This window comes from Cryptosporangium minutisporangium (assembly GCF_039536245.1).
GTDB classification, from domain to species: Bacteria; Actinomycetota; Actinomycetes; order Mycobacteriales; family Cryptosporangiaceae; genus Cryptosporangium; species Cryptosporangium minutisporangium.
Genome location: NZ_BAAAYN010000003.1, coordinates 97,379 through 116,617, shown reverse-complemented (window position 1 = coordinate 116,617; position 19,239 = coordinate 97,379). Strand labels below are relative to the sequence as shown.

The window sequence follows — 19,239 nt, the reverse complement described above, 5'->3', positions numbered from 1 at the left end:
GGCCGCGCGGGAAGTCGTTGTCGCGCATTCCGGACCATGGCACGGGAACGGCGACAGCCACCTCGGCGGCACCCGGAAACGGCGACAACCAGCCCCGCGACCGCTAGTCATCCACGGCGCGTGCCGAGCACCGGCGTCGCGCCGGGCGGGTGCCCACCGCCGAGGCGGCGGCATCCCCGCGGTCGCCGGGCGTCCGCTCCGGAGGCGTTGCCACCACCGGCGGAGTTCACCGGCCCCCACACAGACGATCTTCCGGGAAACCCGCCGTTCCGAGGCCGCCCTACTCGCCCCGGGAGAAGGTCCGGCGGTACTCGCTCGGTGTGGTGCCGAGGATGCGCTGGAAGTGCAGCCGAAGGTTCGCGCCGGTGCCCAGCCCCACGTCGGCGGCGATCTGCTCGACGCTGCGCTCCGACCGCTCGAGCAGCTCACGGGCGAGGTCGACACGCGCCCGCATCACCCACTGCATCGGCGTGTAGCCGGTGTCCTCGACGAAGCGCCGGGAGAACGTCCGCGGGGACACCGCCGCGTGCCGGGCGAGCGCGTCCAGGGTCAGTGGCTCGCCGAGGTGGCGCAGCGCCCACTCGCGGGTGGCGGCGAACTGCTCGCCGAGCGGCTCGGGCACGCTGCGCGGGACGTACTGCGCCTGGCCGCCGCTGCGGTAGGGCGCCGCGACGAGCCGCCGGGCGGCGTGGTTGGACACCGCCACCCCGAGGTCGGCGCGCAGGATGTGTAGGCACAGGTCGATGCCGGAGGCGGCACCGGCCGACGTCAGCACACTGCCCTCGTCGACGAAGAGCACGTTTTCGTCGACCCGGACGAGGGGGTACTGCGCGGCGAGGGCCCGCGTGTAATGCCAATGCGTGGTCGCGCGCCGGCCGTCGAGCAGACCGGTGGCGGCCAGCGCGAACGCACCGGTCGAGATCGCGGCGAGCCGGGCGCCCCGGTCACCGGCCGCGATCAGCGCGTCGACGACGGCCGGCGGCGGGGCCGTGCGATCCGGGACGCGGTAGCCGGGAACGAAGACGATGTCGGCCCACGCCAGCGCGTCGAGGCCGTCCGCGACGTGGTAGGACAGTCCGTCGCCCCCGGTTACCAGGCCCGGAGCGACGCCGCAGACCCGCACCTCGTACGGCATGCTCGCCCGGGTCGTGAACACCTGCGCGGGGATGCCGACGTCGAGCGGCTTGGCCCCCTCCAGCACGAGCACGGCCACCCGACGGAGGCGAGTTCGTGGCACCTGACCAGCGTATGCGCTGGCTGAATGCGCCGTTCGGAGTGGTAGCCGACCGGTTGATGGTCGCTGGACCCCGACAGCGCTCTCGCCTCGGCGTTGCTCGCGGATGAGCTCCAGCAGCGTCCGTTCGTGCGGAGCGTCCCGCCCCCGCAGCCGCACCGGCTTCCGGCCGGTCGTGAACAGCGACAGCGTGTCGTCGGTACCGACCGGCTCGCGCACCGCGGCCCAGGGCGCCGGCTCGCCGTCGATGAGCAGCGCGTCGCGCTCCACGGTGACCGGGCCGTAGGCCACCGGCGCGCCGGATCCGAGCAGCACGGGGGCGTGCGGTGCCGCCCAGTCGTTGACGAGTGCCGCCACCCGCTCGACGTCCGCTTCCGGCACGGACGCGAAGCGGCGGCCGGCCGTGCGTAACTCCGGGCTCCCGGTCCACTCGTACGGTGGTGCCACGGCCCACGCCCTCGCGTCGACCGACCGCCCCGCGGCGCCGTAACAGGACCGCCGCGACGGAGGCATTCGACCAGTTCGTCGATGGCGTCCACACTGGAGTGTCTACACCGCGGTCAGTACCGCGCGGGTCGTGACCCGGAGTTCGGCGAGCGCCGCCGCAGCGTCGGCGGCGTCGAACTTCTCGTCGTCGAGGCGCTGCTCGAGGTCGGCCAGCACGATCACGACGTGCAGGTTCGCCACCCGTAGCCGCTCGTCGGTGAGCTCGGGGAGGCGCACCGCGACCAGATCGAACACCTGCCGCATCCCCGCGTAGTGCTCTCCCGCGAACGGCCAGTCGCGGTAGCGGCCGGAGAGGACGAACCGGCTGATGAACCGGGCGTACCAGCTGGCGCCGCGATGTGCGAGCAGGTGCTCGGCGAGCGGCGTCACATAGGCGTCGACCAGCGCCGACAGGTCATCGTTCCGGCCGGTGGCGGCGATCGCTCCCAGGAGCTCGCGGCGGCGCCGGTCGAGCGGGGTCATCCGGTACTCGTACAGCGCTCGGACCAAGCCGGCCTTGTCGCCGAAGTGGTACTGCACGGCCGAGTTGTTGCGCTGGCCGGCCGCCGCCCCGATCTCGCGCAGAGACACCTCGAACCCGTGCTCGGCGAACATCCGCTCGGCCGCGACGAGGATCTCTTCCTTCGTACCCATTGCCTTTTCCTAAGCTCTAAGACAACCTGTCTTAACTCGGCTGCCGCAAGTGGGGAGGTCGGTCGGTGACCGGAGCCGCCCTGCTCATCGTCGCGATTTTGATGGTCGGCCTCGGGCTGAGCCTCACGATCGGTGACTTCCGGCGGGTCGGACAGTACCGGCGCACGATCGCCGTTGCGCTCGCGTGCCAGTTGCTGGCGCTGCCCGTCGTCTGCTTCGCGATCGTCACGGTGCTGGACCTGCCGCCGGTGTCGGCGATGGGCTTGATGCTGCTGTCGGCCGCACCCGGCGGACCGATGGCGGGTGTCTACTCGCACCTGTTCGGCGGCGACGTGGCATTCAACCTCACGCTGGCGGCGATCAACTCGGTGCTCTCGGTCGTCACGCTGCCGATCGTCACCGCCCTGGCGGTTCAGCACTTCCTCGGCAGGCGCGACGGGGTCGGCCTCCACTTCTCCGAGGTGTTGACGGTGATGGGCGTGGTCCTGGTTCCGATCGCGCTGGGCATGCTGGTCCGGGCGAAGGCACCCCGCCTCGCGGCCCGCGCGGAGCCGGTGTTCCGCGTCGTCGCCGTGGTCGCGCTCGTGGCGCTCATCGCGTCGGGTTTCGGCCTCTACTTCGACCTGCTGGTGGAGTCGGTCGGCACCGTGTTACCCGCGGCCGTCCTGTTCGCCACGGCCAGCCTCGCCACCGGGTACCTCGCGGGCCGGCTGACCCGCGCGCCGCATCGTGTCGCGGTCGCGGCCTGCATGGAGATCGGCTTCCACAACGCGGCGATCGCGATCAGCATCGCGGCCGGCCTGCTCAACAGCTTCGCGATGACCATTCCCCCGTCGATCTACGGCTTGACGATCCTGGTCCTCGCCGCAGTCGCCGGTCTCCTCGTCCGCCGCCTGTCCCGGCCGGCATCAGCCGGGCCGGCATCAGCCCGGCCCGCGCCGAGTCCCCCTGCGCCGAACCCGGAAGGACCCCCATGACCGCAGAGCCCGTCTTCCGGATGGCCGACCGGCCGCGCGCCGGTGCGCCCAACGTGATCGCGATCGTGCTCGACGACACCGGGTTCGCCCAGCTCGGCTGCTACGGCTCGGACATCGCGACGCCGCACATCGACCGGCTCGCCGCCGACGGCCTGCGGTACAACCGCTTCCACGTCACCGCGCTGTGCTCGCCGTCGCGCGCGTCGTTCCTGACCGGACGCAACCACCACGCGGTCGGGATGGGGTTCCTCACCGACATCCCGCTGGACCACCCCGGCTACACCGGCCGGATCCCCCGCTCGGCGGCGACCCTGCCGCGCATCCTCCGCGACGCCGGCTACGGCACGATCGCGGTCGGCAAGTGGCACCTGGTGCCGCGGTTCGAGCGCACGGCGGCCGGCCCGTTCAGCCACTGGCCGCTCGGGCTGGGCTTCGAGCGCTACTACGGGTTCCTGCACGGCGACGCGAACCACTACGCGCCGAACCTGGTCCGGGACAACCAGTTCGTCGATCCCCCGGCCACGCCGGAGCAGGGTTACCACCTGACCGAGGACCTCACCGACCAGGCGATCCGGTTCCTGACCGACCACCGGCACGCCGCACCGGGCAAGCCGTTCTTCCTCTACTACGCGCTCGGCGCGATGCACTCACCGCACCACGTCACGCCGGAGTGGGTAGAGCCGTACCGGGGACGCTTCGACCAGGGCTGGGACGAGTGGCGCCGGCAGATCTTCGCCAAGCAGGTCGCCTCCGGTGTAGTACCGGACGGGACGGTCCTCACCCCGCGGCCGACCTGGGTCGCGGAGTGGGCGAGCCTCGACGCCGACCAGCGCCGGATGTACGCGCGGCAGCAGGAGGTCTTCGCCGGCTTCCTGACGCACACCGACGCGCAGATCGGGCGGCTGCTCGACCACCTGGACGAGACCGGCGATGCCGAGAACACGATCGTCCTGCTCTTCTCCGACAACGGGGCCAGCGCCGAGGGCGGCGTCGACGGCAGCGTCAACGAGCACCGCTTCACCGCGGGCATCCCGGAGTCCCTCGCCGACAACCTGGAGCATTACGACGACTGGGGCGGTCCGGAGACCTACACCCACTACTCGTGGGGCTGGGCGTGGGCGGGCAACACCCCGTTCCGGCTCTGGAAGCGGTACACCTGGCTGGGCGGGACCCGGACCCCGCTCGTCGTCCGCTGGCCCGCCGGGATCCGCGGCGCAGGCCGGGTCAGTGACCCGATCGTGCACGTCAACGACGTCTTCCCGACGCTGCTCGACGCGATCGGCCGTCCCGCGCCCGAGGTCGTCGACGGGGTCGCCCAGCAGCGGATCGACGGCGCCAGCTTCCGCGACAGCTTTCATGATCCGGCCGCACCGTCACCGCGCGACACCCAGTACTTCGAGATGATCGGCTCGCGCTCGATCATCCACGACACCTGGAAGGCGACGACGAACCACGTCTCCACCGGGGTCCACGACGAGGAGCAGCTGCTCACCGGCAGCCGGGACCTGGCGCAGGACCACTGGGCGCTCTACGACCTCACCACCGACTTCTCCGAATCCACCGACGTCGCCTCCGACCATCCGGAGGTGGTGGCCGGGCTGGAGCAGCGCTGGGCGGAGGAGGCGGAACGCAACCACGTGCTGCCGCTCTACGACAAACTCGTCGACCGGTTCGGCAGCCTGATCTGGCCGGTCTGGCCCCCGGGGAAGGACCGCACGTACCTGCCCGGCGGGAGTCCGATCAGCGACGAGGCACTGCCGCTCCTGCTCGGCGGCTTCCGGCTGACTGCCGACGTCGAGGCGGGCCCGGACCCGGCGGGCGTCCTGGCAGCGATCGGCGACTGGAACGGCGGGTTCGCGCTGTTCGTGGTCGACGGCCTGCTCACGTTCAGCTACTCCCGGGCCGGTGAGCTGTTCGAGGTCACCGCCGCGGAGCCCGTTCCCCCGGGGCGGTCGTCGCTCGGCGTCAGCATCGTGCCGGACCGCGCGATCCAGCTGCGGCACGGTGACGACACCGTGGTCGGCGAGCTGCCCTTCCGCGGTGGGCTGCTGCCGACCGTCCAGCACGGCGGCGCGGGTCTCCGTCTCGGCGACGACGCCGGGCTGCCGGTGTCCCGGCGCTACCGGACGCCGTTCCCGTGGAACGGCCGGCTGCACTCGGTGCGGCTCCAGGCACCGGCGCCCGTGCCGGTCGAGTCCACGATCGACGTCCGCGGCGCGCTGCACGCCGACTGATCAGACGACGGGCTCGGTGGCGTCGACCCCGTTGACCTTCCACGCCGAGCCGGTCCACCGCAGCCGGAGATCGCAGTCGGCGTAGCCGGCGCCGTCCAGCTCCTTCGTCGACCCACCCAGCGGGGTCGTGCGGCTCCGGGGTGTGCGGTCGTAGGTCACCACGACGGTGAGCGCCACGCTGCCGGACGTCTCGAGGGCACGCGCCTCCCGGACGGTGTACCTACCGCCCTCCAGGGAGGCGCCACCGGTGTAACCGTCACGGATGATCGTGAGCGCCTGATTGCAGACCGCGCAGTCGCGGTCGCTGGCCTGGCGGAGGGGCGCCGCGTCACCGGTCCGGAAGCTGTAGCCGAGGAGCGCGAACCAGTAGCGAGCGAACTCCGCGGCGCCCTCGCGGTCGTGCCGCTTGGCGGCGGGCCGCAGCGCCGGGGGTGTCGGTGGTGCGCTCGACGTCGTCGGCACCTCGTCGGCGATCGAGCCGGACTCCGGCTCGGCGCCGCCGCATCCTGCCAACGTCACCACGGTCAGCGCCGCGAGGGCGACCATCTGGGCAGCGCGAGTCATGCGGTACCACTCCCCGGTCATCTCTTCAGGCTAACCAGACCGACGAGGAGTAGGCGGTCGTCTGCGGAGAGTGCTGCACAACGACCGCCGACGGCGGCCCTCGCGTACGGCGGTGCCGATGCCCCGAGCGGGGCGCCGGCACCGGTGGACAGGATCAGGTCAGAGCTTGACGTTGACGCTGGTGAAGTTCGGCACGGACCGCCACAAGCCAGGACTGTCCTGCCACACCAGCTTGTAGCGCGGGACGGTGGCGCCGGGTCATTTCACTGTGGATGAACAGCTCGGTGCGCTTGGTCTTGCTCCCGGGCTTGCAGGCCTTGTCGGACAGGCGGAACACCGTGCCCCAGATCTTCGAGCCGTTGTACTGCTCCAGCAGCGCCACGTTGTACTGGCCGTTCGGCAGCCAGCCGCGCTGCCGGGTGCACGCGTTCGTGACACCGACGCCCGAGCCGGCCCGCCAGGAGACCTTGGTCGGTCGTGTCCGATCGTGGAGACGGTCGATAAGTCAGATATCCCCGGAAACGTGGCACTCCCTCGCTTGGTCCGGGATTGCCCGAGGAACGACGGATTTGATACGAGCAGAGACAGAACAGCGCAGCCGAAAGCTCCTCAGGCGGTGAACGCGCTGCCGGTGGTGCCGTCGGTGTCGGGGTTGATCACCGCGGCGACGCAGCGGTACACCCGTGCGCCGTCCGCGAAAGCCTGCTCGCTCGGCGGGAGCACGTCGACTTGCCACTCCCCGGCCGCCGGGCGACGGACGGAGGCCCGCAGCAACTCGTCGGTGCAGAGTGCGCGGACCGTCGGATGCGCGGCGAGGGTCTTCTGACTGGACGTCAACGCGTCCTGGGGAAGTGGCGCGATCGCGAACGTCTCCCACTGGTGCAGGTCGTCACAGGACAGGCGCTCGATCGTCACCTGGCCGACGATCACCACCATGCCCGACCAGCACTCCGGCTCGACGACGCAGCGGGCGCCGCGCGCAGCGGCCGGACAGTTCGCCGTCGTCGTCTCGACCCCGTAGTCGACGCCCTCGACGCGAACGCCGGAATCGTCGGCAGCGGCCTCCGACGCGGACGGACGCGCGTTGGTGTCCGGATCGTCGCCCTGCCACGGCCCGAACGTCCACGCGACACCGGCGATCAACGCGACGAGTACGACCGCCGCTGCCGCCGCCACCGCGGCGACCAGGGCACCACGCCGACGCGGCGGAACCGGACCCGGCGCGGCCGGACCACCCCCGCCGGTGATCGGCGCGCCGGTCGGCGGTCCGGCCGGACCGCCCCGGCCACCCGTCCCGCCCAGATCACCCGAACTGCCCGGGCCGGTGAAGCCCACCGAGACGGAGTTCGCGGACGAGAACGGCTGCCCGGTCGGCGTCGAAGAGAACGGCCGCGCAGGCGGCGCGGCCACCGGGCCGCCGGTGGCGTACTCCCGGGACGCCGCAGAGGTGCGGACACCCGGCCCGGTCGGGACGCTCACCGACGCCCGGGTCAGCGCGCTGCGCAGCGCGTCGCCGTCGGGGTACCGATCCGCGGGGTTCGGTGCCATCGCCCGCTCGACGATACCCATCAACGGCGGCGGAACCCACGGCAAGAGCGGGAGCGGCTCGTCGTGCATCCGCACGATCGACACCAGACTGGGCGATCCCGTCTCCGGAAACCGTGCCGGCCGGCCGTTGAGCAGCGCGTACAGCGTCGCGCCGAACGAGTAGACGTCCGCGGTCGGCGCCGGCTCGGCCAGCGCGAACGCCTCGGGCGGCGCGTACGCCGGTGTCAGCGACTCCAGCGTCGCGGACTGCTCAGTGTCGGCGGTGATGATCGACGCGAGCCCGAAGTCCGCGAGACCCACCATGCCGTACCGGTTGACCAGGATGTTCCCCGGCTTGAGGTCACGGTGCAGGACGCCGAGGCCGTGGGCGGCGCCGAGCGCGTCCGCGAGCCCGACGCCCATGTCGTGGACCTCGTCGGGCGGCAGACCGCCGCGCCGCCGGAGCACGGTGGCGAGCGATCCGCCGGTGCACAGCTCCATCACGAGGTAGGGACGCCCGTCCGGCAGCGTGCCGGCGTCGTACAAGCCGATGACGTGCGGGTGCTCCGAGAGCCGACCGGCGGCGTTCACTTCCCGGTAGAACCGGCGACGGTCCCGATCGGTGCTCAGCGTCCGGTTGTCGATCTTCACCGCGACGTCGCGCCCGACGACGACCTGGGTCGCCAGATAGACGGTCGCGCAGCCACCCGAGCCGAGGACATCGCGGATGAGGTAGCCAGGAACGTCGGGCGGCCGATGCACGGCGGAAGCGTAGTGCACGCCCGAACTCGCCCCATGCGGGTGCGCCCCCGCCCGGCGAGCTAGGAGGACTGAGGACCGACCACCTCTGCCCGGCGCTCCACCGCGTCGTCGGCGGGCCACGGGTCGGTGACCGCACGCAGCAGCCGCTCGATGGCCGACAGATCGCCGACGACCGTGACGCTGCCGTCGGCGCACGCAAGCTGGCGCTCGGCGGCATCCTGGGGCACGGCGTGAGCGCGGCGGGCAAGGAGGCGTTCGCGCGCCTGCTCGCCGCGGAGCTCGCACCCAGCAACATCCGGGTCGTCGACATCCGTCCGCACGCCGTCGTCGATGCACCCGCGGCGGGCTCCTACACCGCGGACCTCTTCAAACCCTCCGCGGCAGCGGCCGGACTGTCGGTCCAGGAATTCCTCGAAGGCGGGCTGGCACCGGGACGCTCCTCAAGCGGCTGCCGACCCTGTCCGAGATCGCCGAGACCGCCGCGTTCCTGGCTTCGGATCGCGCGGGAGCCATGACCGGAACCGTCGCCAATCTCTCCGCCGACGCGCTCGTGGACTGAGCCTCGGCGCTCCCGGGGGCACCGCGACCGCGGTGACCCCGGGAGCGGCCGGAGCCCGTCGGCGACTCAGCGGACCGTGAGCAGCACCTTGCCGGTCGCCCGCCGCTCGTCGAGTTCGAGCAGCGCGTCGCTCGCGCCCACCAGCGGGAACGACCGGCCGAGGACGGGGTCGAGCTTCCCCGCCTCCAGCAGCGGCAGCAGCTCGGCCCACTGCTCCTGCAGGTAGGACGGCTGCGGCATCCAGAACGCGCCCCACCCCACGCCGACCACGCTGATGTTGTTCAGCAGCAGGCGGTTGACCTTGACCTGCGGGATCTCCCCACCGGTGAAGCCGATGACGAGCAGGCGCCCCTCCCGCGCGAGGCTGCGCAACGAGTCGGTGAAGCGGTCACCGCCGACGGGGTCCACGACGATGTCGACGCCCCGTCCGCCGGTGAGCCCCTTCACCGCGTCCTTGAAGCCGTCCGCGAGCACCACCTCGTCGGCGCCCGCCGCCTTCGCCGCCTCGGTCTTCTCGGCCGAGGACACCACCGCGATCACGCGTGCGCCGAGAGCGCTCGCCAGCTGCACCGCGGCGGTGCCGATACCGCCCGCTGCCCCGTGCACCAGCACGGTGTCGCCGGACCGGAGCTGTCCGCGGCGGACCAGACCGAAGTGCACGGTCAAGTAGTTCATCGGCAGCGACGCCCCGACCTCGAACGACACGGCGTCGGGCAGCGGAAAGACCATGCCCGGCTGCGTGGCCACCACCTCGGCGAACCCGCCCAGAGCGGGGAAGGCCGCGACGCGCTGCCCCGGCTCCAGGCCGGATCCCTCGGGCGCCGACCGGATCACGCCGGCCACCTCGGAGCCCGGAATGAACGGCAGTGGCGGCTTCACCTGGTACTCGCCACGACTCTGCAGGACCTCCGGGAACGTCACTCCGGCGACGTGGACGTCGATGACGACCGAGTCCGGGCCGGCCGCCGGCTCCGCGACCTCGACCACCTCGAGCGCGGTCGGTCCGGCGAGGCTGGTGATGTGAACTGCACGCACGGAAGCTCCTACGAGTCAGAGGGTGGCGGGACGAGTGGCTCGCCGCCGGTGACCGCACCACCGGCGTCGCCGGATGGTACCGCCCAGTACCCGGATGGCCGGTGCCCGGACGATCCCAGTGGCCGACCACACAGCGGCCGGACAACGTAGCCACCCCCGCATTCCTACGCCGCCCGGCCGCGGCAGGGAACCCCGGGGAGCGCCGGACCGCGACCCGTCAGCCGTCCTCCGCCACCGCCCCTGCTTTCCCCGGACGGCCGCCCGCAATCGGGTTCCCGCCGTTCGGAGCCGCGCTCTCAGCCGCTGGCCGCGGGAACTCCCGCGGTCGCGGCTGCCGGTTCGGCCAACGGCTCGGCGGCCGGCTCGGCCAGGAGCGCCGACGCGGACAGGCCGGGCAGCCACACTCGGAACGTCGTCCCGGTCTCCGGCCCCGGTTCGGCCGTGACCGTGCCCGCGTGGGCTTCGACGATCGCCTTGGTCACCGCCAACCCGAGCCCGGTGCCCCGAATGCCGTGCTCCACTGCGGTGCGGGCCCGGAAGAACCGGGTGAACAGCTGGGCGAGCTGCTCGGCGGGGATGCCGATACCGGTGTCGGAGACGCGGACCTCCACGCCGCCCCGCTCGCCTACCGCCGTGACGGTGACCTGACCGCCGTCCGGCGTGTACTTGATCGCGTTGCTCAGCAGGTTGTCCAGCACTTGCCGCAGCCGGGCCGGGTCGCCGTAGAGCAGGAGGTCCCCCGGGGTGTCGGTGACGACGGTGAGGTTCTTGGCGACGGCCGCCGGCCAGTGGTCGGCCAGCGCGTCGGACAACAGCCGGCTCGTCGACAGCGACGTGCGCCGCAGATCGATGTGTCCGGCGTCGAGACGAGCCAGGTCGAGCAGGTCGTTGATGATCTGCAGGAGCTGGGCGCTCTTCCGCTCGATCACCTCGGCGTGGCCCCGGTGCTCCGCGGCGAGCGCGGGGTCGTCGAGCAGGATCTCGGTGTAACCGCGGATCGCGCTGATCGGATTGCGCAGCTCGTGACTGACGACGGCGACGAGCTCGTCCTTCAGCCCGTCCAGCTCGCGCAGCCGCGCCACCTGCTGTCGCTCGGCGGCGAACAGCTCTTCGCGGCGTTCGGTGAGCTCACGGCGCTCGGTGACGTTGGTGCAGATGCCGTCGACGAACAGCCGGCCGTCCTCCCACCGGGTCACCCCGCGCGTCCAGATCCAGCGGGTCAGGCCGTCGAAGCCGACGACGCGGCACTCGACCTCGGCCGACCGACCGGCGCGGATGCTGGTGTGGAAGTCGAGGAAGAGAGACCGGTCGTCGGGGTGGATCCGGGCCGCCATCAGCCCACCGAGGTCCAGGTCGGTCGGGAGCGCGTCGCCGAAGACGCCGGTGCCGTTCGGGCTGGTGTAGATCGAGCGGATCGTGCCGTCGGCGCACACCTCGACCGTCCACACGTAGTCGTTGATCTGCTCGATGATGCGGTCCAGCTCGCGGCGCGCCGCGGCCAGGGCGAGGGCGAGGTCTTCGGCGCGGCGACGCTCCAGGTAGCGGCCGACGTGGTCACAGACCCCCTCGAGCATCGCCAACGTGTCCGGGTGCGGTGGCTCCGCGGTGTCCGACGCGAACGTGATCACCCCGAGCACCGTCGATCCGCTGGACACCGGAAGCGCGATCCGCGCGACGGCGCACGGCAGCGACGCGGCGGGGCCGGCGACGATCGTCGTGGAGCGCCGCCAGGCTTGACCGGCGAGATCCTGGCCGGCCCGGAGCACCGAGGCGGAGTACGGAAAGGCGCTCGGGACCGCGCCGGCCGCCCACCGGCTGACCCGGCTCAGCACCTGCGTACCGTCGTCGGCCTCGGTGACCTCGCGGTACTCACCGTACGGCCAGCCCAGGCCCTCGGCGACGGCGGCGATCGCGGCGGCGGCTGCCTCGTGCGCCGAGGTCGCCTCCGAGAGCGCCTGCGCGACGGCGTGCTGAATGCCCCGGAGCTTCTCCGCGCGGTACGCGTCGGTGACGTCGTGCAGCGCGACGACCGCCCCGATCCGCCGACCGCCGACCGGGTCGATCGGACGCCCGTTCGCCACGAATCGCCGCGGCGCCAGTCCAGGCGCGGCGATCATCAACTCCTGGCCCTCGACGAGTTCTCCGGCGAACGCGCGGGCGAGCGGCGTCTCGGCATCGGTCAGCGGAGTGCGCCCGTCCGGTCCGAACAGGTCGTAGGTCTCGCTCCAGGTCTGGGCGTCCAGGGGCTGGACGCTGCTGCCGAGCATGCGCAGCAGCGCCTGGCTGAACAGGGCGAGCCGACCGGTCTGGTCGCAGGCCACGACGCCGGTGTCCAGGCTGTCCAGCAACGCCTGCAGGAAGCTCTGCTCCTCGGTCAGCCGCTGCCGCTCGCGCTCCAACGCTTCGTGCGCCGCGGTGCGGTCGGTGATGTCCCGGATGAACGCGTGGAACCGCAGCCCGTCGACCTCCTCGCTGACCTGCAACGTCATCTCGACCGGGAACTCGTGGCCGGTGCGGTCGACCGCGAGGAGCTCCAGCCGCCGTCCGGCGAGCTGCGACGTGCCGCTCGCCCGGACCCGCGCCAGCCCGGCCTCGTGCGAGCTCCGGAGGCGCTCCGGGACGATCAGGCCGGTCAGGTCCGCGCCCAGGGCTTCCGCGGCGGTGCGGCCGAACAGGTGCTCCGCCGCGGCGTTCCACGCGGTGACGCGCCCTCCGGCGTCGATCGAGACGAAGGCGTCCAGCGCCGTGTCCAGTACGGTCCGGATCCGCTGCGCGGACAGCCGCAGTTCGGCGTTGGCCTGCCGGAGCGCGATCTCCGACTCGACGGCCGTGGTCAGGTCGCCGAGCGTCGCCACCTCGTTCTCGGTCCAACTCCGGACGCGCCGGTCGGCCACGCAGAACGCGCCCAGCACGTGACCGTCCGGCGACCGCAGCGGGAACCCGGCGTACGCCGCGATGCCACCGCGAGTGACCGACGGGTTGTTCCGCACCCGGTTGTCGGCGCGCGCGTCGGTCACCAGGAACGGCGCCTGGTCGAGGACGACGTGCTTGCAGAACGAGTGGGACAGCGGAGCCCGCCGCTCGGCGGCGGTGGCGCCGGTGAGACCGGAGGCGCTGGGGAAGAACTGATTGTCGACGGCGACCAGCGACACCAGCGCGATCGGCGTGCCGAGCGTCCGGTTGGCCAGCGCGGTCAGCCGGTCGAGGGCCGGAACCGCGGTGGTCGTGGAGAGGCCGGTCGCGGCCAGCGCTCGCAGCCTGGCCGGATCGGCCAGGCGCGCCCTGTCGCCCACCGGCCCGCCAGACTTCGAGACCACTCCACCCAGATCGGCCGCGAACCGCTCCGCCTGAGCCTTTCGACGACCGAGTCCGAGCAGCCACGAGATTCGGACGAAAGGTTTGGAAAGGAAGGAATCGTCAACTAGTCATCGCGGAGGTGGCGGGAAGGCTGCAGAACAGGGGTCGCCATGGTCGTCGAGAAACACACGGTGCTGGTGGATCCGGCGCGGCTGGCGGCGGTCGAGCGGGTTCGGCGCGTGTTGCCGGCGTTGCCGATGCCGCTGGAGGGCATCGCCCGGCTGGCCGCGCGACTGCTCGATGCTCCGATGGGCTTGATCACGACCTTGGATGCGGATACAGAGTACTTCGCGGGCTCGTTCGGCGCGCCGGCATCGCTGGTCGAGGGCGGTCGCGCCTCGATCGCGTACTCGGTGTGCAAGTACATGGTCAGCGCCGATGCGCCGGTGCACAGCGTCGATATGCTCGCCGACGACGACGTTCGGGTGCGCACGCACCCCCTGGCCACCGAGTACGGGGTGCGGGCCTTTCTCGGCGTACCGCTCCGAGACTCCGAGGACCGGCCGGTCGGCTCCCTCGGCGTGATGGATCTCCGCCCGCGGGCGTGGAGCGAGGGCGACTTCGGCGCGCTGGTGGAGGTGGCCGGCCTCCTCGACCAGGCCCCGGCCACCGCGCCGATCAGCGCTCCCGGCGGGCTGGCGGACCTGGACACCGCCGCGGCGCTGGACGCCATCGCCGAGGCCTTCCTGACGCTCGACGCCGACGCGACCGTCACCGGCTGGAACGCCGCGGCCACCGAGCTGCTCGGGTACAGCGCGGACGAGGCGTGCGGCCAGCCCGTCGCCGAGCTGCTCGACGCGGAGTACGCGGGACTCCCCGCCCGAGAGCTGGTCACCCAACTGTTGAGCGGAGAGCTTCCCGCACCTCTCGCCGGGCCGGTGCTGCTCCGGGCCCGCGACGGCCGGCGCGTCCACGCGCATGCCCGGCTCACCGTGATCCACAGCCGCGCCGGTGCGTCGGTCTGCGTCTTCCTCACCGACGTCACCGCACAGGTCAGCGCCGCCGAAGCGGCGACCGTGGCCGCAGTCGCCGCCGAAGGGGAGGCCGACAACCACCGCAGCTTCGCCGAAGCGCTGCTGGAGAGCCTGACCGAAGGCGTCGTCGCAGTGGACGCCGAGGGTCGTCCGGCGGTATACAACCGAGCCCTGCGCATATTGCACGGCCTGCCGATGGACATCTCGGCCGAGGAGGCACATCGCGCCACGCTCCCCCGCCTGCATCGCCCCGACGGCACCCCGCTGGGCACGGCCGGCCTCGCGCTCACCCGTGCGCTGGAAGGCGACACCCTTCGGGACGTCGAGACGCTCTTTCGGGAACCCGGCCGACCCGACCGGTACGCGCTCGCCAGCTGCCAGCCGATCCGCGACCGGCACGGCCAGCTCATCGGCGCGGTCACCACGGTGCAGGAGGTCACCGAACGGCGCCGCGCCGAGCAGTTCCGGGAGTGCGCGCTGGCGGTGGCGAAGCTGCTGCTGCAGCCCGGTTCGCTCGCCGAGCGCGGCCCGGAGCTCGTCCGGACGGTGGGCCACACCCTGCACTGGCCCTACGTCAGCCTCCAGTTGCTCGAACCCGGCCCCGATACGCTGCGCGAAGTCGCCCACTGGCATGCCGACGGCTACGCCCTCCACGACCTCATCCCCGAACGCTTTCCGGTCGCGGCTTCGGGCGTGCTCGCCACCGCCTGCGCGACCCGAGCTCCGACCTGGGTCGCCGATCTCGGCGACCCGTGGTGGATCACCGATTCCGCCTCCCGACAGCGGGCCCAGCGCTACGCCGAGCTCGGCCTCCGTGGGGTGCTCTGCGCGCCGATCGTCGACGGCCCGGAGCTGCTGGGGCTCCTGGTCTGCTTCACCGACTTCGAGGTGGACGACCCGTTCCTCCCCATCGGGCTCCTCACCGACATCGCCGGGCAGGTCGGCCAGTTCCTGATCCGCCGCCGGGCCGACGACCTCGCGGCGCAGCTGTCCCGGTCCCGCGCCGACTTCACCGCGCTGGTCGGCCACGACATGCGCACCCCGTTGACGACGATCGCCGCGTACACCCAGCTGCTGCTCGACGACCCCACGCCGCGACCGGGTACCGACCGGCAACTGCTCGAAGGCATCGATCGCAACGCCGCCACGCTCCGCGCGCTCGTCGACGGGTTGCTGGACCTGTGCGCTCTCGAGTCCGGTCAGCACGCGCTCGACACCCGGACCGTGGATCTCACCGCGCTCGTCGGCGACGCCTGCGCGGCGGCGGCGACCGCGGCCGACGACGCCGGCGTCGGACTGCACCGGCAGGTCGACGACGACGTGTGCGTGCTCGGCGACCCGGACCGGCTGCACGAGCTGGTCGACAAGCTGCTCACCGACGCGGTCGGCGCCGCTCCGCCGGGTGAGGACGTCCACCTCCGCCTCGCGCAGGACGCGCACGCCGCGCAGCTCACGATCACCCGGCCGGGACAGCCGCCGACCGACGCGGAGTTCCAGCCGTTCTCGCAGGCGAACCGCAGCGGAACCGGCGACACGTCTCCCGGCATGAACCTGGTGCTCGCCCGGGTGATCGCGGAGCGGCACGGCGGCACGCTCGGCGTCGACGGTACCGACGGCTCGACCACCCTCACCGTCCGGTTGCCAAGCTCCCGTTCCGGTTGATCAACGCGTGCAATTGCTCGGATACTGTGCGGACCGCGTCGTCGAGACTCGCTGGGCGTTCCAGACTCGTGCGGCCACTCAGAAAGGGGCAATGATGCCGAAATCCCTCTCCTCCTTGCTCGAGGACGCCGCCGCCGCGTACCCCGACCGCGAGGCCGTCGTCCTCGGCGATGTCCGGCTCACCTACGCCCAGGTCAACGGGGCGGCCAACCAGGTCGCCAACCTGCTCGCCTCCCGCGGGATCCAGCGGGGGGACAAGGTCGCACTCTCCTGCCCCAACCTGCCGTACTTCCCGATCGTGTACTACGGCATCCTCAAGGCCGGCGCGACCGTCGTACCGCTGAACATCCTGCTCAAGGGCCGCGAGGTCGCCTACCACCTGGCCGACTCCGACGCGAAGGCCTACTTCTGCTTCCAGGGCACCCCCGAGCTGCCGATCGGCGCCGAGGGCTGGGAGGGCTTCGGGCAGACCGACAGCTGCGAACAGTTCTTCCTGATCACCGTCGACCCGACCGCGGCCTCCCCGATCGACGGCGCGGAGACGCTCGGGCAGGCGCTGGCCGGGCAGGCGCCGACGTTCGACACCGTGGCGGTCGACGACGACGACACCGCGGTGATCCTCTACACCTCAGGCACCACCGGTCAGCCCAAGGGCGCGGAGCTCCGGCACCGCAACATGTACGACAACGCGCGGAGCGGCACGGACCTGTTCGGCGCGGACCCCGCACGGCCCGACACCTACCTGTGCGTCCTGCCGCTGTTCCACTCGTTCGGGCAGACCGTCATCCAGAACGGCGCGTTCGCGTTCGGCGGCACCGTCGTCCTGCTGCCCCGCTTCGAGGCCAAGCCCGCGCTGGCGCTGATGCAGAAGGAGAACGTGACCTTCTTCGCCGGCGTCCCCACGATGTACTGGGGCTTGCTCGGCGCGCTCGACGACACCGTCGACGTGTCGAAGCTCGCGTCCAACCTGCGGGTCGCCGCCGCGGGCGGCTCCGCGCTGCCGGTCGAGGTCCACCGCGACTTCGAGAAGCGCTTCGGCGTGACGATCCTGGAGGGCTACGGCCTCTCCGAGACCTCCCCGGTCGCCAGCTTCTCGGAGTACGGCGCACCGGCCCGGCCCGGCTCGATCGGCATCCCGATCCCCGGCGTCGAGATGAAGCTGTTGCAGCCCGGCACCTGGGACGAGATCGAGTGGACGCCGGACGCGGTCGGTGAGATCGCGATCAAGGGCCACAACATCATGAAGGGCTACTACAACCGCCCGGACGCCACCGCCGAGTCGATCCAGGACGGCTGGTTCCGCTCCGGCGACCTCGCCCGCCGCGACGCCGACGGCTGGTACTACATCGTCGACCGCTCGAAGGACATGATCATCCGCGGGGGCTTCAACGTGTACCCGCGGGAGATCGAAGAGGTCCTGATGACCCACCCGGACGTCTCGCTCGCCGCCGTCGTCGGTGTGCCACACGAGAGCCACGGCGAGGAAATCAAGGCGTACATCATCCCGGTCGAGGGCGCCAACGCGAGCGAGTCGGACATCGTCGCCTGGGCCAAGGAGCAGATGGCCGCCTACAAGTACCCGCGCATCGTCCAGTTCGTCCCGTCGCTGCCGATGACCGCCACCGGGAAGATCCTCAAGCGCGAGCTGAGCTGAGCCTCCGTCCCGACCAGCAAGACCGTACCGACCGGCCGGGCCGTCCGCGGCCCGGCCGGGTCGCGTCGTCGTGTGCGAGGGTGCCGCCGTGGAACGTCAGAAACGTGTCGTTCGGCCACCGCAGCAGGAGCGGAGCCGGAAGATGGTGGCTCGGCTGCTGGCCTCCGCCGGGGAACTGTTCCTCGAGCGCGGCTACGACCGGACCACCACGAATCACGTCGCCGAACACGCAGGCGTGTCGGTCGGCTCGCTGTACCAGTTCTTTCCGGACAAGGCCGCGCTGCTGACCGCCCTGCAGGCCGAGTGGGGACGGAAACTGCACACCGCGCTCGACGCCGCACTCACCGGGGAGGCCGAGCAGCTACCGCTGGAGCAGCTGATCGACCGCGTGCTCGCCGTGCACGTGATGCTGAATCAGAACCCACCGGGCCTACTCGGCTTCCTGTACACCACCCCGGGCGCCGCCGACCAGCAGCACTCCCCGACCGCCATCACGCTGCACGAACGGATCGCGCGCCTGGTCGAGGCCCGTGGTGTACCGATGTCCGCAGCGCGCCGGGCGGTGGTGACGCAGTTGCTCGGACACATCGTCAGCGCGCTCTACTACGTCGGCGGAGCGAACGGGCCGACGAACGGCACGCTCGTCCGCGAGACGAAACAGGCGCTGCTCGCCTACCTGCGCACGATCGAGGCTCCGCCGCGCTCCCGCACCGGGTTCGAACCGGTGGCCTGACCTGCTCAGCCGACGGAGCACGGGGCGCACGGGGGCGACGACGGAGCGGCCGGGACCGGCACGACATGCTGGCACCCGCGAACCCCGACGTCTCCGGAGGCCCGATGTGGCGCACCCGCTACCAGCGTGTCGACCTGCTCCCCGACCAGCGGCCGGTCCGCCTCTGGGAGGACGGGCGGGGGCCGGCGCCCCACTTCGCACGGCAGGCGGTCGGCGTCACCGAGCTCTACAGCTCGCTGCTGGGTAAGGCGACACCGGTGCCCTCGAACGCCACCCGGATCGCGGTGCGTGCCTACGTCGGCGACGACGTGGGCGCCCCCGCCTCGTACGGCGACGGGCCCCGGAAGAACTACGAGAGCGTGGCCGCGGTCCTCGACCCCACCCTCCTCGACCTCCCCGCCGACCGGCGGCCGGAGGCCTACCTCCGGTGGCTGCAGCCGATCGTGCTGGGACTCGCCGACGTCCGCGGCGTGCCCCGCACCGGCTTCCAGGAGACGTTCGACGCCTGCCTCGCGGCCGGCTGCCTGCTGCGGTGGAGCGGCCCGGCGCGCCCCAGCCCCGACCGGCAGCTGCGCGCCGTGCCGCACTTCGAGTTCGACGCCGACGGGGACGCCTGGCTCCGGGTGACGCTCACCGACGGGCGACGCCACGTCATCACCGAGGGCGGGCCCTGGGAAGCGCCGATCCAGTACCGGGACTGGCAGCGCTCAGCCAGGACCCTCACCTGGCTGAGCCCGGAAGAGGTCGGTGTCGACGTGAATCGCGCACCGTACGCGAGCGCGTGGCGGGTGCCGGGTTGGCGCACGCTCTCCGTGTAGGCCGGAGTC

14 protein-coding genes are annotated in these 19,239 nt (G+C 72.0%); 6 read left to right on the top strand and 8 right to left on the bottom strand.

The window, feature by feature from the left end:
- Positions 1 to 280: 280 nt before the first annotated feature.
- A complete protein-coding gene (locus ABEB28_RS02720) occupies positions 281 to 1,237 on the bottom strand; it encodes a GlxA family transcriptional regulator (RefSeq protein ID WP_345726350.1) in 957 nt (318 codons plus the stop codon).
- A 546-nt stretch (positions 1,238 to 1,783) separates the two neighbouring features.
- Entirely contained in the window at positions 1,784 to 2,374 is a 591-nt protein-coding gene (locus tag ABEB28_RS02715; protein ID WP_345726335.1) for a TetR/AcrR family transcriptional regulator, read from the bottom strand.
- A gap of 65 nt (positions 2,375 to 2,439) precedes the next feature.
- Here ABEB28_RS02715 and ABEB28_RS02710 point away from each other — a divergent pair, with 65 nt between their 5' ends.
- Both ABEB28_RS02710 and ABEB28_RS02705 read left to right on the top strand, forming a co-directional pair.
- Complete coding sequence (locus ABEB28_RS02710) at positions 2,440 to 3,351, top strand: bile acid:sodium symporter family protein (RefSeq protein ID WP_345726334.1); 912 nt, start codon at positions 2,440 to 2,442, stop codon at positions 3,349 to 3,351.
- Positions 3,348 to 5,585, top strand: a complete 2,238-nt coding sequence (locus ABEB28_RS02705; protein WP_345726333.1) for an arylsulfatase — start codon at positions 3,348 to 3,350, stop codon at positions 5,583 to 5,585. The genes ABEB28_RS02710 and ABEB28_RS02705 overlap by 4 nt, the downstream gene beginning before the upstream one ends.
- Here ABEB28_RS02705 and ABEB28_RS02700 read toward each other — a convergent pair whose 3' ends face one another.
- From ABEB28_RS02700 to ABEB28_RS02675, 6 genes are all read right to left on the bottom strand, one after another.
- A complete protein-coding gene (locus ABEB28_RS02700; protein WP_345726332.1) occupies positions 5,586 to 6,170 on the bottom strand; it encodes a DUF6318 family protein in 585 nt (194 codons plus the stop codon).
- A 133-nt stretch (positions 6,171 to 6,303) separates the two neighbouring features.
- A complete protein-coding gene (locus ABEB28_RS02695) occupies positions 6,304 to 6,531 on the bottom strand; it encodes a hypothetical protein (protein ID WP_345726331.1) in 228 nt (75 codons plus the stop codon).
- A gap of 227 nt (positions 6,532 to 6,758) precedes the next feature.
- Positions 6,759 to 8,438 carry a serine/threonine-protein kinase gene (locus tag ABEB28_RS02690; protein ID WP_345726330.1) on the bottom strand — a complete coding sequence of 560 codons (1,680 nt, stop codon included), beginning with the start codon at positions 8,436 to 8,438 and terminating at the stop codon, positions 6,759 to 6,761.
- A 59-nt stretch (positions 8,439 to 8,497) separates the two neighbouring features.
- A complete protein-coding gene (locus ABEB28_RS02685; RefSeq protein ID WP_345726329.1) occupies positions 8,498 to 8,665 on the bottom strand; it encodes a hypothetical protein in 168 nt (55 codons plus the stop codon).
- A gap of 398 nt (positions 8,666 to 9,063) precedes the next feature.
- Positions 9,064 to 10,032 carry an NADPH:quinone oxidoreductase family protein gene (locus tag ABEB28_RS02680; protein WP_345726328.1) on the bottom strand — a complete coding sequence of 323 codons (969 nt, stop codon included), beginning with the start codon at positions 10,030 to 10,032 and terminating at the stop codon, positions 9,064 to 9,066.
- A gap of 296 nt (positions 10,033 to 10,328) precedes the next feature.
- Positions 10,329 to 13,325, bottom strand: coding sequence for a sensor histidine kinase (locus ABEB28_RS02675; RefSeq protein ID WP_345726327.1), 2,997 nt, complete (start codon positions 13,323 to 13,325; stop codon positions 10,329 to 10,331).
- Positions 13,326 to 13,499: 174 nt separating this feature from the next.
- Between ABEB28_RS02675 and ABEB28_RS02670 the strand changes: the two genes are divergently transcribed.
- From ABEB28_RS02670 to ABEB28_RS02655, 4 genes are all read left to right on the top strand, one after another.
- Positions 13,500 to 16,025, top strand: coding sequence for a PAS domain-containing protein (locus tag ABEB28_RS02670; RefSeq protein ID WP_345726326.1), 2,526 nt, complete (start codon positions 13,500 to 13,502; stop codon positions 16,023 to 16,025).
- A gap of 91 nt (positions 16,026 to 16,116) precedes the next feature.
- Positions 16,117 to 17,679 carry a long-chain-fatty-acid--CoA ligase gene (locus ABEB28_RS02665; protein WP_345726325.1) on the top strand — a complete coding sequence of 521 codons (1,563 nt, stop codon included), beginning with the start codon at positions 16,117 to 16,119 and terminating at the stop codon, positions 17,677 to 17,679.
- 142 nt (positions 17,680 to 17,821) lie between these two features.
- Complete coding sequence (locus ABEB28_RS02660; RefSeq protein WP_345726324.1) at positions 17,822 to 18,412, top strand: TetR/AcrR family transcriptional regulator; 591 nt, start codon at positions 17,822 to 17,824, stop codon at positions 18,410 to 18,412.
- A gap of 65 nt (positions 18,413 to 18,477) precedes the next feature.
- Positions 18,478 to 19,230: a hypothetical protein gene (locus ABEB28_RS02655; RefSeq protein ID WP_345726323.1), complete on the top strand. Its 753-nt coding sequence runs from the start codon at positions 18,478 to 18,480 to the stop codon at positions 19,228 to 19,230.
- Positions 19,231 to 19,239: the final 9 nt, after the last annotated feature.

Excerpts from the sequence above, each read along its gene's own strand:
- ABEB28_RS02715 (WP_345726335.1), bottom strand. The coding sequence starts at position 2,374 with ATGGGTACGAAGGAAGAGATCCTCGTCGCGGCCGAGCGGATGTTCGCC.
- ABEB28_RS02705 (WP_345726333.1), top strand. The coding sequence starts at position 3,348 with ATGACCGCAGAGCCCGTCTTCCGGATGGCCGACCGGCCGCGCGCCGGT.
- ABEB28_RS02700 (WP_345726332.1), bottom strand. The coding sequence starts at position 6,170 with ATGACCGGGGAGTGGTACCGCATGACTCGCGCTGCCCAGATGGTCGCC.
- ABEB28_RS02670 (WP_345726326.1), top strand. The coding sequence starts at position 13,500 with ATGGTCGTCGAGAAACACACGGTGCTGGTGGATCCGGCGCGGCTGGCG.
- ABEB28_RS02665 (WP_345726325.1), top strand. The coding sequence starts at position 16,117 with ATGATGCCGAAATCCCTCTCCTCCTTGCTCGAGGACGCCGCCGCCGCG.
- ABEB28_RS02660 (WP_345726324.1), top strand. The coding sequence starts at position 17,822 with ATGGTGGCTCGGCTGCTGGCCTCCGCCGGGGAACTGTTCCTCGAGCGC.
- ABEB28_RS02655 (WP_345726323.1), top strand. The coding sequence starts at position 18,478 with ATGCTGGCACCCGCGAACCCCGACGTCTCCGGAGGCCCGATGTGGCGC.